The sequence below is a fragment of the Kroppenstedtia guangzhouensis genome (genome assembly GCF_014637345.1).
GTDB classification, from domain to species: domain Bacteria; phylum Bacillota; class Bacilli; order Thermoactinomycetales; family DSM-45169; genus Kroppenstedtia; species Kroppenstedtia guangzhouensis.
The window spans coordinates 376,728-391,552 of record NZ_BMEX01000002.1; the positions used below are offsets into that span (position 1 = coordinate 376,728).

Genomic DNA, 14,825 nt, shown 5'->3' on the forward strand with positions numbered 1-14,825 from the left:
CTTACAACCAAAAGGGTATGCAAGAAAACCTGGAGGTGGGTGGATGGAAAAGTATACAGCGATCGCCCGTTCAAAGGAATTCAAGAAGCTTAAGCGGGCAAAGTTGGTTTTTATTTGGCCGATTGTGATCCTGTTTCTTCTCTATTATCTGACGTTACCACTGATGGCCGGTTATGCCCGTCCCTTGATGAGTTCTTTTGTCACAGGTCACATCACATTCGGCTATCTGTACGGGGTTTTCTTCTATTTGGTTGCCTGGGCTCTGGCCTATCTGTATGTCAGGAAAGCCCGGAAATTCGATGAACGGGCCCGGGCCATCATCGACCCATACACCCGGAAGAAGGGGGCCTGATCATGGATGTACATCTGTTTGGCATTTTTCTGTTTGTGGCAATCGTCGGTCTGACGATGTATCTCACCTACCGGGCCTCCAAACGAAACAAGAGCACCACGGATTTTTATGCAGCCGGACGCTCTTTGACCGGTTGGCAAAACGGACTGGCCATTGCGGGGGATTACTTGAGTGCGGCCTCCTTTTTGGGGATTGCGGGATTGGTCGCTCTCAATGGCTACGATGGATTCATGTATGCCGTCGGGTGGTTGATGGGTTATATCGTGGTGCTTTATATCGTGGCTGAACCCTTGCGCAACTCGGGAAAATACACCATGGCTGATGTGCTGGCATATCGGTTGAAGCCCATTCCGGTACGTACGACAGCGGCGATTGTCACCATCGTGATCTCCCTTTTTTATATGGTGGCCCAGATGGTGGGAGCCGGGGTGATCATACAACTTTTGGTAGGCATTCCCTATGAAGTGTCCGTTCTGATCATCGGGGTCCTGATGATTATCTATGTACTCTTTGGCGGAATGTTGGCCACCAGTTGGGTACAAATCATCAAAGCGGTGCTCTTGATGTTCGCCACCATCACGGTGATTCTCTTTTTGGCTTTTCTCTACGATTTCAACCCGTCGCAACTCTTTGGTGCTGTGGCTGAAACCAATGGTGTGAAATTTCTGCAGCCGGGATTGTTGTACAACAACCCGATTGACCTGGTCTCTCTCGGAATCGCTCTCGTACTCGGGACAGCCGGTCTGCCTCATATCCTGATTCGCTTCTATACCGTGCCGTCGGCCCAAGAGGCAAGAAAATCTGTGATCTGGGCGATGGTGTTGATCGGCGCCTTTTATGTCATGATCACCTTCGTCGGTTTTGGTGCTGCCGTTCATGTCGGTCCTGAAGTGATTCGAGCCGCAGACTCCGGCGGTAACATGGCTGCTCCGTTGCTGGCCCAATACTTGGGCGGCGGAGCCGGAACCGTGGGCGGTGAGTTTTTCATGGCCACCATCGCCGCCGTCTCCTTCGCAACCATCGTGGCCGTCGTGGCCGGATTGGTGATCACCGCATCCGGCGCCTTTGCCCATGATATTTACACCAACGTCATCAAACGGGGCCAAGCTGACGAGAAAAAGCAATTTCGTGTCGCCCGCAATACCGCATTGGTGGTGGGTGCTGCTTCCATCCTGATCGGGGTGCTGGCGAAAGGGCAAAATGTGGCGTATCTGGTGGCTCTCGCCTTCGCCGTGGCTGCCAGTGCCAACTTGCCGGTAATCATCTTCTCCATTTATTGGAGACGATTCAACACCACCGGAGCGGTGGCAGGAATGCTGGTCGGTTTGATCAGCGCTGTCACCCTTGTGATGCTGGGTCCCAGCGTCATGCAGGAGAATGCCATTTTTCCCTTGGCAAACCCCGGGATCATCAGTGTCCCCCTCGGCTTTGTCACATCTGTTCTCTTTACGTTGTTGAGCAAGCCGGATCCCCTGGATGACAAGTATGACGAACTTTCCGTCAAGGCCAACACCGGGCTGGGAACCGAGACATAAGATATATCTGTGGGCAGAGTACATTGATTTAAAGAAATCCCCTCGCCATTTTTGGAGGGGATCATTCTTTGTGATGATCACAACCCTTGTCACCCTTCAAAGGATGATTCTTTGGTCCGGAACTCTCCCATCGGCTGTTGCGTCGCAACCGCGTTTTTCAGGAGTCTCCGATAGTGATCGAAGGAGGTGATGACCGGAGGGGGAGTCGGGGATTGCCATGGCAGATACTTGAGAGCATGGGCAGTGTTGAACAGAACAACGCGTTCTCCTTTGTGTACATGTCCCCGGTCCAGGAGACGGAGGAGGCCGGCCCAGACCGCCGCCCCTTCCGGTGAAACGGAGATCCCTTCCCCACGCAGCGTGTTGCCGGCGGCGCTGATCTCTTCAGCTGTAACCGCCACTGCTGTTCCACCGGTTTTCCGGAGAATGGACAGAATCAGCTTGCCTGCCGGCGGTTGGGGAACACGAATACCAGTGGGATTGGCACAGGTGACATCCTCACTGGGAGTTACCTCCTCAGCACCCGCTTCCATCGCATCCACAATCGGGGTGCATCCCCTTTCCTGCACGCTGATCAAACGCGGAAGCTCTCCATGGACCCATCCCAGTTCTTTCAGTTCACATAAAGCTTTCCAAATCCCGATCAGTCCGGAGCCACCACCTGTGGGATAAATCACCGCGTCAGGCAATTGCCACCCCAATTGTTCAGCCAGTTCGAGCCCCATCGTCTTTTTTCCCTCCACCCTGCCGGGCTCCTTGGCTGTTCCTGTTGAGACCCACCCCATCTCCTCAGCCCCGTCCTGAATGATCCGACCGGCATCATGGATCAATCCATCAACCAAGCAAGTTCGGGCTCCGTATTGCATCGCCTCCTCCACCATCACTCCCGGACAGTCCCGGGGAATGAAGACGAATCCTTCCATCCCTGCCCGGGCGGCATAGGCAGCCAAGGCGGAGGCGGCATTCCCGTTGGAGTTCACCGCCACCCGGGCAGTCCCCTGCTCCTGCTGAAGGGAGATCGCCGCGGAGAAGCCCCGGGCTTTAAAACTGCCTGTCGGATTCTGTTCTTCCCGCTTCACCCAGATCCCGCCCAAATTCAACTTCTGCTCCCAGCGTTCCAGCCGAACCAGGGGTGTCCACCCCTCTCCCAAGGAGACGATGGAATCCTCATGTTTCAACGGGAGCAATTCATGGTAGCGCCACATGGTGGCCGCTCGTTCTTTCAACCTCTCCCGGCTCAGATTGTGCTTCACTTCCTCCAGATCGTAGCGGACCAGTAAAGCACCTCCACAGTCACAGATTCCCCCGTCATAGCGGAAGGGAACCCTACGGGAACACCCGGTGCAGACCATCCAACGTTTCTTCACTGATTCCACTCCTCCTCCCAGCCTCTCCCCACCGCCGGTCATATTTTGGGTCAAATGGCCCATTTGCGTTGTCTCTGTCTATTTTTCAGAATCCTCCGGTAGTCCCTTCGATCGGGAAGATTGGCGAAAGAGTGAATTCCGGGGGAGAGATTCACTTCAAATATCCACAGTCGGCCCATTTTGTCCATTCCGATGTCAACACCGTATTCCCGCCAGCCCGGGTATGCCTGATCCATCTCCGTTGCCGCAGCGATGGAGATCCGTTTCAATTCTCTTTTAATCTGATCCGCTTTTCCGGAATGCAACTTCAGATGTCGTCTCAGAAGAGACTTAATGGAAACCGGGCGACTGCCACTGCACACATTGGTCACAATCTTCTTTCGCTTCCCGATCTTGGCAAAGATCCCCCCGACTACCCATTGCTTTCCCAAACGTTGGACATGAACACGAAAATCAAAGGGATGGCCGTCAGCAGTCTCACTTTGGATCCCCTGTTGCAGGATATGTTTCCGGGGTTGTACGAAGTGCTTCAAAGCCCTGTATACCCCCTCGAGAGACCTTACTCGCTTCAATGTTCGGGATCTTCCCCTGATCATATAACCACTTTGGATCCGATCCACCCGAAAAATCCCGATTCCTCGCATTCCTCCATCCGGCTTGATGTAGACGCTGGAATAACGTCTCAGAAAATCTCTCAGATGATCCTTGTTGTAAGGGGCCGTCTCGGGAATGCAACGCGCTGTGACGGGATTTCCCCTCAACAACCGACTCTGTAACCATTTGCTTCGATATGCCAATCATCCCACCCCATCCACAATGAATGGATAGATTACTATACGCTGCACTTCCCTTTGAAAGTGCTGGATTTATAACCCAAAAGAGAAATGGACTTCTTCCCTGATCCATATCTCGCGAGGCAAGGCCGTCGAATTCCCCCAGAAAATAGTGATCCCGTGTAGAAAATCACAAGGGAGAGGAAGGGTGGACTTTGTTTTGACTTTTCACTCAGGGGGGTAAAAATCTCGTCGAGGTCGCTTCCACTCCGGTCACACGATGCGCTCCTTTCAAGAGCCCGGAGCGGCCCCACCCAGTTGAATAACAGACCAAAGTTGCCTGAAGGAGCAATAGGTTGGAAAGGCAGAGGCGTGTTGTCGCAGAGATTCTTGGACGACACGCCTAATTTGAGAGGAGTCCTCTTCAATTCCTTAACGAAATTTTACCAATAGGTTAAAATTGTATATACAAAAATGTCCCATAATTCAATTAAAAAGGTGGGAAGGGGAGAGTGCAGTTGAAGGTGAGGAAGGGCAGAGGATCTTTTTCGGTCCAACTGGGAGTCCTGTTGCTGGCAGTCGTTCTGACGTTGAGTTTGCATCCCGGTCAAGCAGCCGCCGATCCCCAGAATCCCCAGAGGCACACACCCTCCAAATTTATCAATGTAGCCCATCGGGGTGCCTCCGGGCATGCACCGGAAAACACCATCGCCGCTTATGATCTGGCCGTAAAGATGAAGGCAGATTACTTTGAGGTGGATGTACAGCGGAGCAAGGACGGCCATCTGGTGATCATACATGATACCACGGTGGACCGGACTACCGACGGGTCCGGATCCGTAAAAGACCTGACCCTGGCCCAATTGAAACAACTGGATGCCGGCAGCTGGTTCAGTTCTGCCTTTGCTGGGGAAAAAATCCCCACACTGGAAGAAGTGCTGGACCGATACCGCGGAAAAGGAATCAAGATTTTGATAGAGCTGAAAAACCCTTCTCTCTATCCCGGCATCGAACAGCAGGTAGTGGAGGCACTGACAAAGCGAAACCTGGACAAACGGAAGGACAAAGTGATTGTCCAATCCTTTGATCTGGAATCGGTCCAACGTTTTCACCAATTGTTGCCCACAGTCCCAATTGGCGTTCTTGCCAGCTACGGCGATTACAAGGAGACCGGGGTGACTGATGAACACCTGCGCTCCTTCGCCGCTTACGCCGATTATGTCAATCCAAACAAAGATTTGGTGGATGCCGATCTGGTCCAACGGGTGCACCGGCACGGGATGAAGATCCTCCCCTATACAGTCCGTGATCGGACGGCGGCAGATCTGCTGTTTGCAGCCGGTGTCGATGGGTTTATCACGGACTTTCCGGAACTGGGATACCCCCATCATCATCAATAAATCTGTTTACCTGTCGGGCACGGAATCCGTGCTCCATTTTTTTTGCACTCATCACTTTTCCCAACCATTTCATTTTCAGAAAAATGTGCTATAATAATTTTGAAAAATGAAAATTGGTTTCATTAGATAAAACGAAAGGAGCGATCAAATGGATGCTAGGCTGGGAGACTCCGGCACAGTGGCGGGAATGGATGGACCGGGCCCGGACACCGACTTCTTCCCGGGAACAGGCATGGAAACTGTTGCAGACTGCACCGGAGTCTGTGCAACAAAACCTTGGATTTGATCCAACCGCTGACGATCCGACCCTAATCCTCCGCAAAGGCATGTGGATCTGCCAAAAATAAAAAGCCTCTGAAAAGGGGCTTCACAGGGGGGGAGGTAAAAACCATGCCCATCGATTTTTTCCATCCAAAGAACAAAAACTCTTACGCTACCCGCACCGCTTCACCGGAGTGGAAACAATGGGTGCGGGCGATACTGGATCCCCGGGGGGTGAATGTGGCTGACATCGGATGTGGAGGGGGAATCTACTCCCGGGCGCTGGCGGAGGTGGGGGCCCAGGTGACAGGGGTGGATTCTTCTCCAGTGATGTTGGAAGCCGCCCGGGAGCAAAGCCAATCTTTTCCACGGACCCGCTGGGTTCAGGGGAGTGCGGAACAGTCGGGACTTTCCGACGGGAGCTTCCACTTTCTCCTGATCCGAGCGGTGACCCATCACCTGCGGGATCTCTCACCCTGCTTCGGACGGTAAGTGTTTTTAAAAAGCTGCCCCAGGGAGGGTTGGGTTTCACATGGAGCGTCTTTGGATCGCTAGAACAACGGAAGCGGAAGGTGAAACCCAATCCCGACCGCCCAGGAATGATTTAGATCACAACGCTTCGAGTCGGATCGGATCCTGCAACCCGGCTCGTCCAGGACCGTATCCCAGCAGACTGCCTTCTCCCCGCCTCTCCCGACCACCTGCGGGGATTCATCTTTGAGATGTTTCCCGGATTAAAAGAAAAGGAAATCGAGCGGCACCATCCCGCCCTCAAGGTCCGTCGGGCCCTGAGGGCGACGGGCTTCTCCCTTTCAGTGGAACAGTATCTGTGGGAGACCCGCTTGATCCACCGCAATTTGAAGGATATGGAGCAGGACATTCTGCGGCGGCGGGGACGCTCCATCCTCCACGAGCTGAATGATGAGGAGCTGCACCGATTGACTCGGCATATCAGCTACCGACTGACCACAGCAGGTGTCACCGGACCGGGATCGCTGAACCCTGTGGTTGGATGTAATAAGGATAACAAGGACATGTAAATGATCCATATTTCAGGAGAGAAGGGGTGGGATGCTAGAGCTTCGGTTCGCTGCACATGTCTTGCCAGGGTCGCTCCGTTCCCAGGTCTCACGATGCTCTCTGCAAGAAATCGGAAGCATCCCACCATCCTCGCTATATTTACAAGTGGCACAATGACCCGTTTCATTTTTGGCAATCTCAGTAAAGCCTGCAATCCCGATCCAGGCACCCAATATCAAACAAACCCGGCCGATCGGCCGAGTTTGGCGCTTCTGGCAGAGGTCTGTGAAATTGCTTCTTTGTTTTCTCCAAGATTACCTTAAATACTCGACCAATTGGTGGCTTTTTGAAGTTGTAGTAGGCAGAAACGAAGCGTCCTCTTCTCTGTTTGCATTTCTTCTGTATATACAATGTCAATCAGGACGATGGTGGGACGGCTCCGATAAAGCGCATAGAATGAAAAGGCGAACGAAGTCCCCCACTATCCCGCCCCTTCTCATCACCGACCTATGACATCCTCCGACTGTGAAAAACCCCCAGATTCAAGCTCCGGCAGACCTTTGGGGCGAATCCGCTCATATCGATACAGAATGAGCAAGTATGCAACAGCGATGGAAAGAGGAAGCACGATCACAGCGTAAGCCAAACCCAAGGGAATCCCCGCCACGATCGTCAACACGACAAATCCCTCATGAACCAAAAATTGCAACAGGATACAGAAGCCGATGATCAAGCCGGCGACGATCAGAAAAACCATATTGACCAGCAGAGCGGCAACACCGGCCAACAGGGTGGACAGACAGATCGAGCCCAAGGAAGAGGAAAAAAACAGGCGAAAGATCCGTTTCATCGATTCCAGCACCCGAAGATCGCCGCGGACCAAAATGGCAGGTGCATGTGAAAACAGCACCATCGTCAAAAAGAGAAACACCAGTAAAAAAGGAAGCAGGATCAGCAGACTCCAATCCCCGATCAGCTCAGCCGCGATCACCATGGGAACCACCAAGAGAAGATAAAGTGGCATCCAACACAGGCAGATCAGCAGGTATTGGCCCGTGAGGCGCCACATGTAACGGAAGCCTTGGGTGAAGAAAGTTCCGATATCCGATCTGTTTTCGAGAAGGATCTCCTTGCCCATGCCGAAGATACCGCCATTGATAAAGGCTTGCACCAGACAGGAAAGGGCCAAGATCACCAGGTACAGCAGGATGATCAGAATCACCCCGATCACCCCGAATCCGACCATCGCCTCGGGAGTGAGGGAGTCCTCAACAGAAGCCACCCCGCCGATCAACATCATGGGGCCGATCAACATCATGGGGAACAGGAACAGGATCAAAGCCCCCACATAAAATGCGGCATATGAAGCCACATAACCGAGAAAAGTGGCCAAACCCAGTTTCAACCCATGTTTACGTATCAATGAAAAAAAAGAAGCCAACGAAACTCTTCCTCCCTGATCCAGTTCTTCAATGTATAAAACAACTCTATTGTACAATAAAACACGGGAAAAGAAGGGGGATTTCACTTAAAAAAGCAACCGAATGATCGGTTGCCTGTTTCACATCCTCCATGATTTTCAATGACTTCCCCCTGCTTACTACTCACGGTCAGGATAGGGTTTCACAATCCGCGCAAAAGTTCTGACGAGCCAAAGACGCTCCATGTGAAAAAACCTCCCTGTGACGGAGTCTTTTACAACGCATCTACATCATAAGCACGATCCAAGGCTTCCAACTTTTCACGGATGTGTTCCCGGCAAATATCGATATAAGCTTGGGGCTCTTTCGGGTTGGGGAAGCGATGGATCCGATCCGTTCCCGGGGGAATGATTTTGCTGACCGCACCACAACCCAGGCCGATGATGGTCTGCCGTTCCTCCATGATGATAATGTTGTACAAGCTCTCTTCACCGGGAAAAGCATAACCCACATTCTCCTGATTTCCCAGGATATTTTTTTGACGGTACAAGTAGTAAGGAACATAACCCATCCTGTGGGTCCAGGCCCGGGCGTCGTTGACCATCTCTGTGATTTCGTCCCGGTCGGCAGTCTTGTATTTTTCCGGATTGCGGGTCATATGGGAGCCTCGTTTGAAGGAAAGGGTGTGGACGGTGAGAGACTCCGGTTTCAGTTCCTCCATCATCCGGAGAGATTGGCGGAAAGTGTCCGGCCCTTCCCCGGGCAACCCGATGATCAGATCCATGTTGATATTGTGCAACCCCATGGACCGGGCCAGTTCATATTTCTCCAGGGTTTCTTGAACGGTGTGGTGGCGGCCGATCAGTTTCAGGGTGTTTTCCTCAAAACTCTGGGGGTTGATGCTGATCCGGTCCACCTTCCACCGGCGAAGGAGATCCAGCTTCTCCCCATCCAGGGTGTCGGGGCGCCCCGCCTCCACGGTCAGCTCTCGGACTCCTTCATAACCGGGGATGGCTGTTTTCATCTTCACAAACAGGTCATCCATCTGACGGACGGTGATCGATGTGGGCGTTCCCCCGCCGAGATAGATCGTGGTCACCGGCAATCCCCGGCTTTTCAACCAAGCACCGACGGCCTCCATTTCCTCATGGAGGCCGGCCAAAAACTCCTCCACAGAACCGTTGCGCCCTCGGATCGCATAGGCCGGGAAGGTGCAATAAGCACATTTCGTGGGACAGAAAGGGATTCCGACATACAGACTCACCTCCCGATCCAACTCATACAGATCGGGCAACACCTGGGTCTGCCTGTCCACGATCTCTTGCAAAAGTTCAATTTTAAAGGGCATCAACCGGTAATCCCGTTCCAGGAGAGCGGCCGCCGCATCCGGGGTGAATCCGTCCAACCGCATGCGATGGAGCAATTTGGTGGGGCGGACACCGGTCAAAATCCCCCAGGGTTGACGGATTCCCGTCGCCTCTTCCAACACCTGCAACAGGGCGTAGTTGGCCACATGTTTAATCCGCTTGCGTCCTTCTTTCTCCGATGCAGAATCGACAGCGGGACGTTCATGAGTGCCATGCCAAGCCTGATCCCGGTTGGGGTCGGTCAGCGTCACGACCGCCCGGATCCGTTCTCCCCGCCCGATCTCGAAGTGGATGAGTGTATCCGCCACCTCCCATTCCCCCACCACTTTTGCCTTGGGAGAGAACAAACCGACGATCAGCTCAATATCACGGTAAAATTCCGGGGACACCCCCGAGACATGGAGCTTTTTCATAAAAAAACCGTGCAGGCGGTGCCGCACGTACCTCCCTTTGATCCACCTGATTTTCTTTCCCCAGTCTAACCGACTCCCCTTCCGATTTCAATGGAAATAATGGTTCAGGTCCGGTTTTTCACAACGCCTCCGACCAAGCTTCCGGGCCGTTAAAAAAACCTCCCCAAAACGATCGGGAAGAAGGGCCTGTCAGGGGTCAACAGATTCCTTTTGTATTCCTTTTCTTCTCAGAAAATCCTCCCCCCCTGCTCTGCCGAAAGGGGCATCCCCGTCCCGCCGGTCCCACAGATCAGTGAATCCGTACCCCGCCGACTGCATCATTACCCGCTGTTCCTTTTCAGTTCTACGCATCAAATCTTCCTCCCGCGAATTATTCTTTTTGTATTGTGTCCCACAGAAGGAGACGGAAAGCGGGAACCAGAATATTTTATTTATGTGAAATGGAGAAAAACCAAGGTGAGGTGATTTCAGATGGATCGAGACCACGATGCTGATTATGATCCCTTTGCCAATGTCTACGCCCGTCATTGGAACGATTTCTCAGATGGATCTGGCCGGTATTGGAATTGGAGGTGCTGGCCCAGTGAAGCCTGGTGACCGGATTCTGGATCTGTGTTGCGGCACCGGCGATTTGGCCAGGCAACTCAACCTGTGATAAACCGAGAGCATAAAAGGTTGCGGTTTTTAGATTCATCCACAGATTGACAGTTCATATTCCTGAATGAGTGTGGTATTTTTTAATAAGTTATATGTTTTATTTATTCGTCGCGAGGATTATCTATTCATTTGTGAGAAATTCCCTTATTATTCTATGGAAAATCAATTGAATCAATCTACAGTTCACTCTAAAATATGAAACGGGTGAATCCGCTTTCATCCTCTGGGTGATCGGATCCCGCCCTCAATTTTTGGATAAGGTGGCAAGCGAATGAACTCCCGTAAAATCTTTCTTTTATCATCTGACTATCTGAAGTTTCTCATTCCCTCACTGATCGGAATTTTCCTGTTTATGATCCCGATTCCCACCGAGGAAGGAGTCACGATTCCGGTGGCATGGTTGGCCGATCTGGTACAAAACCTGTTGGCCGATATGCTGCCTCACATCGTGACAGGAATCCTTCTCGTCGCAGTCATCGGCTCCCTGATCACCAAATGGGCCAAACCTGCCTGGGTTTTGGATCACTCCTTTCTGAAGGGTCTGCTGGATGTGAAGCCCCTGTGGCTGATCGCGCGGATTCTGGGCCTCGTCTTTGCTGTCGTCACACTGTACCAGGTGGGACCCGAAGGGATCTGGTCGGAGACTACAGGCGGTACGCTCCTGTTTGACTTGTTGCCGGTACTGTTTTCCGTATTCCTGTTTGCCGGCTTCTTTCTGCCCTTGTTGATGGATTTCGGTCTGTTGGAGCTGTTCGGTGCTCTGCTCACCCCGTTGATGCGCCCTGTGTTCAAACTGCCGGGCCGCTCTTCCATCGATTGCTTCGCCTCATGGTTGGGGGACGGCACGATCGGAGTATTGCTCACCAATAAACAGTACGAAGATGGATTTTACACCCAGAGGGAGGCGGCAGTGATTGGAACCACCTTCTCTGTGGTCTCCATCACCTTCTCTATTGTGGTCTTGGCCCAGATGAAGCTGGAAAACTTGTTCGTTCCCTACTACCTGACCATCGTTCTCGCCGGGCTGGTGGCGGCGATTGTGATGCCCCGCATCCCTCCCCTGTCCCGCAAACCGGATACCTACTATAACGGATCCACCAACCGATTGGATGAATCGATCCCCGCCGGCCACTCTCCCCTCCGCTGGGGTTTTCAACAGGCCGCTGTACGGGCTCGGAAGCAACAGTTCAGTGACGTCCTCAAGGGAGGCACTCAAAATGTCCTCGACATGTGGATCGGAGTAATCCCCATCGTCATGTCCCTGGGAACGATCGCTCTGATCATCGCGGAATACACACCCGTCTTCGCATGGCTGGGAAAACCCTTCGTTCCTCTGTTGACTCTGCTCCAAGTTCCGGAGGCCGGGGCTGCAGCTCAAACCATGGTGATCGGTTTTGCCGATATGTTCCTTCCTTCTGTAATCGGCAGTGGGATTGAAAATGAAATGACCCGCTTCATCATCGCTTGTGTCTCTGTAACCCAGCTCATCTATATGTCGGAAGTCGGCGGACTTTTGCTCGGTTCCAAAGTTCCGGTCAACTTCAAGGATTTGGTTGTCATCTTTCTGCTGCGCACCTTGATCACCCTCCCGGTGATCGTCTTGATGGCGCATCTCATCTTTTGAGCGACGAAAAACCCGCCTCTGTCAGGAGACGGGTTTTTCGTCATGGATATCAAGCCTGCAGTACTTTTTTCGCATGTTTGACCACATTTTCCACGGTGAACCCGTACTGTTCCATCACCACAGGCCCCGGGGCGGAGGCACCAAAGGTATCGATCCCGATCACAGCTCCCCGGTCACCGGTGTATTTCTCCCAACCGGAGGGATGTGCCGCCTCCACCACCACCCGTGCCCTCACTGCCGAGGGAAGCACCGCTTCACGGTAGGATTCCGCTTGTTCATCAAAGAGTTCGCGACAGGGCATGCTGACCACCCGGGCCTGGACCCCCTCTCGGCCCAGCTCTTTCCGGGCTTCCACAGCAAGATGAACCTCTGATCCCGTGGCGATCAGGATCACATCAGGCTGGCCGTTTTCCGCATCGACCAGGACATATCCCCCATGGAGAACCCCATCCCGCCCCCGGTCCGCCGTTCCTTCCAGTACCGGAAGCCCTTGCCGACTGAGTGCCATCGCCACGGGTCCGTCGGTTTTCATCATGGCATAGCGGTAGGCGGCCACCGTTTCATTGGCATCACCGGGCCGGAATACTTTCAGGTTGGGAATCAGGCGCAGGGAAGGAATCTGCTCCACCGGCTCATGAGTCGGACCGTCCTCCCCGACAGAAATACTGTCATGGGTAAGCACATACAGCACCGGCAGACACGACAGAGCCGACAGACGCATCGCCCCCCGCATATAATCGGAGAAGACCAGAAAGGTCCCTCCGTAAGGACGCAGTCCGCCATGATAGGCCATTCCGTTCAGTACAGCCCCCATGGCATGTTCCCGCACACCAAACCAGATATTGCGACCGGTGTAATCACCTGCCTGAAAGTCCCGCTCCTCTTTCAGCATGGTTTGATTGGATGAAGCGAGATCGGCAGAACCCCCCACCAAGTGAGGAACCTTTCGGGCCAGGGCGTTCAAGGCGGCGCCGGAGGCGGCACGTGTGGCGATTTTTTTGCTTCCGGCTTCATAAACCGGCAAATTCTCCTCCCAACCGGCGGGAAGCTCGCCGCGAATGGCTTTCTCCAGCCGCTCCCCCAGTTCCGGATGGGCTTGTTTATAGTTTTCGAAGAGTCTCTTCCACTCCGCTTCAGCCTGTTTCCCCTTCTCTTTCAATGTCCGGAAATGCTCCTTCACTTCCCCAGGCACATAAAAGGGCTCATCCCATGGCCATCCGTAGGCTTTGCGCACCTGAGCCGCTTCCTCCGCTCCGATGGCTTTCCCGTGAACTTCGGAAGTGCCGGCCAGGTTGGGGCTGCCGTAGCCGATCGTGGTTTTCACCTCGATCAGGGTCGGCCGGTAGGTTTCTCTCCGGGCTTCTTCAATAGCGGAAGCGATCGCATCGAGATTGTTTTCCTCTTCCACCCGGAGCACCTGCCAGCCGTAGGCCTCAAAGCGTTGTTGCACATTCTCCGTGAAAGAAAGATTCGTCTCCCCGTCCAGGGAAATATCGTTGGAATCGTACAGGGCGATCAGTTTGCCCAAGCGGAGATGACCGGCCAAGGATGCTGCTTCTGCCGATACCCCTTCCATCAGATCCCCGTCACCGCAAATGGTATAAGTATAATGATCGATCACCGGAAATCCGTCCCGATTGAAAACGGCGGCCATGTGAGCCTCCGCCATCGCCATTCCGACGGCGTTGGAGATCCCCTGTCCCAAGGGACCCGTGGTCGCTTCCACACCGGGAGTGTGACCGTATTCCGGGTGGCCTGGGGTTTTGCTGCCCCATTGCCGAAAGTTTTTCAGCTCTTTCATGGACAGATCGTAACCAAAGAGATGCAACAGGCTGTATAAAAGCATCGATCCGTGGCCTGCAGACAGGATGAAACGATCCCTGTCGAACCAATCCGGGTGATCCGGATTGTGCTTCATGAAGCGGGACCAAAGTGTATAAGCCATGGGCGCTGCTCCCATGGGCATCCCTGGGTGGCCGGATTTAGCCTGTTCCACCCCGTCGATGGACAGCATTCGAATCGTGTTGACAGCCAAAGTTTCAAGCGACTGGCCGGTGTTGGGCATAAACAGAAAGTCCTCCTTGTCCTCTGCTTTCTCATTCAAGCGTATTATAGCACAGCCGAATAAAAAACCCCTCACGAATCCGCCGGATTCCAAGGGGTGGATTGCATATCAGTTCAATGGTCCGATGTCCTCTCCAGGATCAGGGTCACGGGACCATCATTAGTCAGCTCCACCTGCATCATAGCACCGAAGATCCCTGTTTCCACCCGGACCCCGTGTGACTCCAACTGCCGATTAAACTGTTGGTAGAGGGCCTCGGCCACCTCCGGCCGCGCGGCAGCCATAAAGCTGGGTCGTCTTCCCCTTCGACAGTCTCCGTACAGAGTAAACTGGGAAACAGACAGAATTGCCCCCCCCACATCCAACAAAGAGCGGTTCATCTTTCCCTCATCATCTTCAAAAATCCGCAGATGCACCAACTTTTCGGCAAGGTGACGGATCTCTTCCTCCCCGTCCCCCTCAGTAAATCCCACCAGGCAAACGAGGCCGTGATCGATGGCCCCGGTTTGCTCCCCTTTCACCGTGACACTGGCATTTTTGGCACGTTGCACCACAACCCGCACGTTTTCC

At 53.3% G+C, this 14,825-nt stretch carries 16 protein-coding genes; 9 read left to right on the forward strand and 7 right to left on the reverse strand.

Features of this window, described 5'->3' with window-relative positions:
- Positions 1 to 43 precede the first annotated feature (43 nt).
- Together IEV46_RS04250 and IEV46_RS04255 are read left to right on the forward strand one after the other, a co-directional pair.
- Entirely contained in the window at positions 44 to 352 is a 309-nt protein-coding gene (locus tag IEV46_RS04250; RefSeq protein WP_188430232.1) for a DUF485 domain-containing protein, read from the forward strand.
- Between the two features lie 2 nt (positions 353 to 354).
- Positions 355 to 1,887 carry a solute symporter family protein gene (locus tag IEV46_RS04255; protein ID WP_188430234.1) on the forward strand — a complete coding sequence of 511 codons (1,533 nt, stop codon included), beginning with the start codon at positions 355 to 357 and terminating at the stop codon, positions 1,885 to 1,887.
- An 89-nt stretch (positions 1,888 to 1,976) separates the two neighbouring features.
- Here the strand turns inward: IEV46_RS04255 and IEV46_RS04260 are convergent, their stop codons facing one another.
- Together IEV46_RS04260 and IEV46_RS04265 are read right to left on the reverse strand one after the other, a co-directional pair.
- On the reverse strand, positions 1,977 to 3,254 hold the full coding sequence (locus tag IEV46_RS04260; protein WP_188430236.1) for a threonine synthase: 1,278 nt from the start codon (positions 3,252 to 3,254) through the stop codon (positions 1,977 to 1,979).
- 50 nt (positions 3,255 to 3,304) lie between these two features.
- A complete protein-coding gene (locus tag IEV46_RS04265; RefSeq protein WP_188430238.1) occupies positions 3,305 to 4,051 on the reverse strand; it encodes a YheC/YheD family protein in 747 nt (248 codons plus the stop codon).
- A 494-nt stretch (positions 4,052 to 4,545) separates the two neighbouring features.
- Between IEV46_RS04265 and IEV46_RS04270 the strand changes: the two genes are divergently transcribed.
- From IEV46_RS04270 to IEV46_RS04285, 5 genes are all read left to right on the forward strand, one after another.
- A complete protein-coding gene (locus IEV46_RS04270) occupies positions 4,546 to 5,427 on the forward strand; it encodes a glycerophosphodiester phosphodiesterase (protein WP_229735894.1) in 882 nt (293 codons plus the stop codon).
- Between the two features lie 152 nt (positions 5,428 to 5,579).
- The gene (locus IEV46_RS04275; RefSeq protein WP_188430240.1) at positions 5,580 to 5,774 is read left to right on the forward strand and encodes a hypothetical protein; all 195 of its coding nucleotides are present in this window, start codon (positions 5,580 to 5,582) and stop codon (positions 5,772 to 5,774) included.
- 43 nt (positions 5,775 to 5,817) lie between these two features.
- A complete protein-coding gene (locus IEV46_RS04280; protein WP_188430242.1) occupies positions 5,818 to 6,180 on the forward strand; it encodes a class I SAM-dependent methyltransferase in 363 nt (120 codons plus the stop codon).
- Positions 6,165 to 6,296 carry a cation diffusion facilitator family transporter gene (locus tag IEV46_RS18575; RefSeq protein WP_229735907.1) on the forward strand — a complete coding sequence of 44 codons (132 nt, stop codon included), beginning with the start codon at positions 6,165 to 6,167 and terminating at the stop codon, positions 6,294 to 6,296. The genes IEV46_RS04280 and IEV46_RS18575 overlap by 16 nt, the downstream gene beginning before the upstream one ends.
- A 114-nt stretch (positions 6,297 to 6,410) precedes the next feature.
- Positions 6,411 to 6,728 carry a hypothetical protein gene (locus tag IEV46_RS04285; RefSeq protein ID WP_188430244.1) on the forward strand — a complete coding sequence of 106 codons (318 nt, stop codon included), beginning with the start codon at positions 6,411 to 6,413 and terminating at the stop codon, positions 6,726 to 6,728.
- Between the two features lie 479 nt (positions 6,729 to 7,207).
- Here the strand turns inward: IEV46_RS04285 and IEV46_RS04290 are convergent, their stop codons facing one another.
- From IEV46_RS04290 to IEV46_RS04300, 3 genes are all read right to left on the reverse strand, one after another.
- The gene (locus IEV46_RS04290) at positions 7,208 to 8,149 is read right to left on the reverse strand and encodes a hypothetical protein (protein WP_188430246.1); all 942 of its coding nucleotides are present in this window, start codon (positions 8,147 to 8,149) and stop codon (positions 7,208 to 7,210) included.
- 254 nt (positions 8,150 to 8,403) lie between these two features.
- Positions 8,404 to 9,909 carry a coproporphyrinogen III oxidase gene (locus IEV46_RS04295; RefSeq protein WP_188430359.1) on the reverse strand — a complete coding sequence of 502 codons (1,506 nt, stop codon included), beginning with the start codon at positions 9,907 to 9,909 and terminating at the stop codon, positions 8,404 to 8,406.
- Between the two features lie 189 nt (positions 9,910 to 10,098).
- Positions 10,099 to 10,260 carry a hypothetical protein gene (locus IEV46_RS04300; RefSeq protein WP_188430248.1) on the reverse strand — a complete coding sequence of 54 codons (162 nt, stop codon included), beginning with the start codon at positions 10,258 to 10,260 and terminating at the stop codon, positions 10,099 to 10,101.
- Positions 10,261 to 10,380: 120 nt separating this feature from the next.
- Between IEV46_RS04300 and IEV46_RS18315 the strand changes: the two genes are divergently transcribed.
- Together IEV46_RS18315 and IEV46_RS04305 are read left to right on the forward strand one after the other, a co-directional pair.
- Positions 10,381 to 10,506 (forward strand): hypothetical protein, encoded by a 126-nt coding sequence (locus IEV46_RS18315; protein WP_268235871.1) that lies wholly within the window; start codon positions 10,381 to 10,383, stop codon positions 10,504 to 10,506.
- A 331-nt stretch (positions 10,507 to 10,837) separates the two neighbouring features.
- Positions 10,838 to 12,190, forward strand: a complete 1,353-nt coding sequence (locus tag IEV46_RS04305) for a YjiH family protein (protein ID WP_188430250.1) — start codon at positions 10,838 to 10,840, stop codon at positions 12,188 to 12,190.
- Positions 12,191 to 12,239: 49 nt separating this feature from the next.
- On the opposite strand, the gene tkt is transcribed toward IEV46_RS04305, so the two are convergent.
- Together tkt and dtd are read right to left on the reverse strand one after the other, a co-directional pair.
- Positions 12,240 to 14,255, reverse strand: a complete 2,016-nt coding sequence (tkt, locus tag IEV46_RS04310; RefSeq protein ID WP_188430252.1) for a transketolase — start codon at positions 14,253 to 14,255, stop codon at positions 12,240 to 12,242.
- Between the two features lie 113 nt (positions 14,256 to 14,368).
- The gene (dtd, locus tag IEV46_RS04315) at positions 14,369 to 14,818 is read right to left on the reverse strand and encodes a D-aminoacyl-tRNA deacylase (protein WP_188430254.1); all 450 of its coding nucleotides are present in this window, start codon (positions 14,816 to 14,818) and stop codon (positions 14,369 to 14,371) included.
- Between the last annotated feature and the right edge of the window lie 7 nt (positions 14,819 to 14,825).

Excerpts from the sequence above, each read along its gene's own strand:
- IEV46_RS18315 (WP_268235871.1), top strand. The coding sequence starts at position 10,381 with ATGGATCGAGACCACGATGCTGATTATGATCCCTTTGCCAATGTCTAC.
- IEV46_RS04295 (WP_188430359.1), bottom strand. The coding sequence starts at position 9,909 with ATGAAAAAGCTCCATGTCTCGGGGGTGTCCCCGGAATTTTACCGTGAT.
- IEV46_RS04280 (WP_188430242.1), top strand. The coding sequence starts at position 5,818 with ATGCCCATCGATTTTTTCCATCCAAAGAACAAAAACTCTTACGCTACC.
- IEV46_RS04255 (WP_188430234.1), top strand. The coding sequence starts at position 355 with ATGGATGTACATCTGTTTGGCATTTTTCTGTTTGTGGCAATCGTCGGT.
- IEV46_RS04305 (WP_188430250.1), top strand. The coding sequence starts at position 10,838 with ATGAACTCCCGTAAAATCTTTCTTTTATCATCTGACTATCTGAAGTTT.
- IEV46_RS04285 (WP_188430244.1), top strand. The coding sequence starts at position 6,411 with ATGTTTCCCGGATTAAAAGAAAAGGAAATCGAGCGGCACCATCCCGCC.
- IEV46_RS04275 (WP_188430240.1), top strand. The coding sequence starts at position 5,580 with ATGCTAGGCTGGGAGACTCCGGCACAGTGGCGGGAATGGATGGACCGG.
- IEV46_RS04300 (WP_188430248.1), bottom strand. The coding sequence starts at position 10,260 with ATGCGTAGAACTGAAAAGGAACAGCGGGTAATGATGCAGTCGGCGGGG.
- IEV46_RS04250 (WP_188430232.1), top strand. The coding sequence starts at position 44 with ATGGAAAAGTATACAGCGATCGCCCGTTCAAAGGAATTCAAGAAGCTT.
- tkt (WP_188430252.1), bottom strand. The coding sequence starts at position 14,255 with ATGCCCAACACCGGCCAGTCGCTTGAAACTTTGGCTGTCAACACGATT.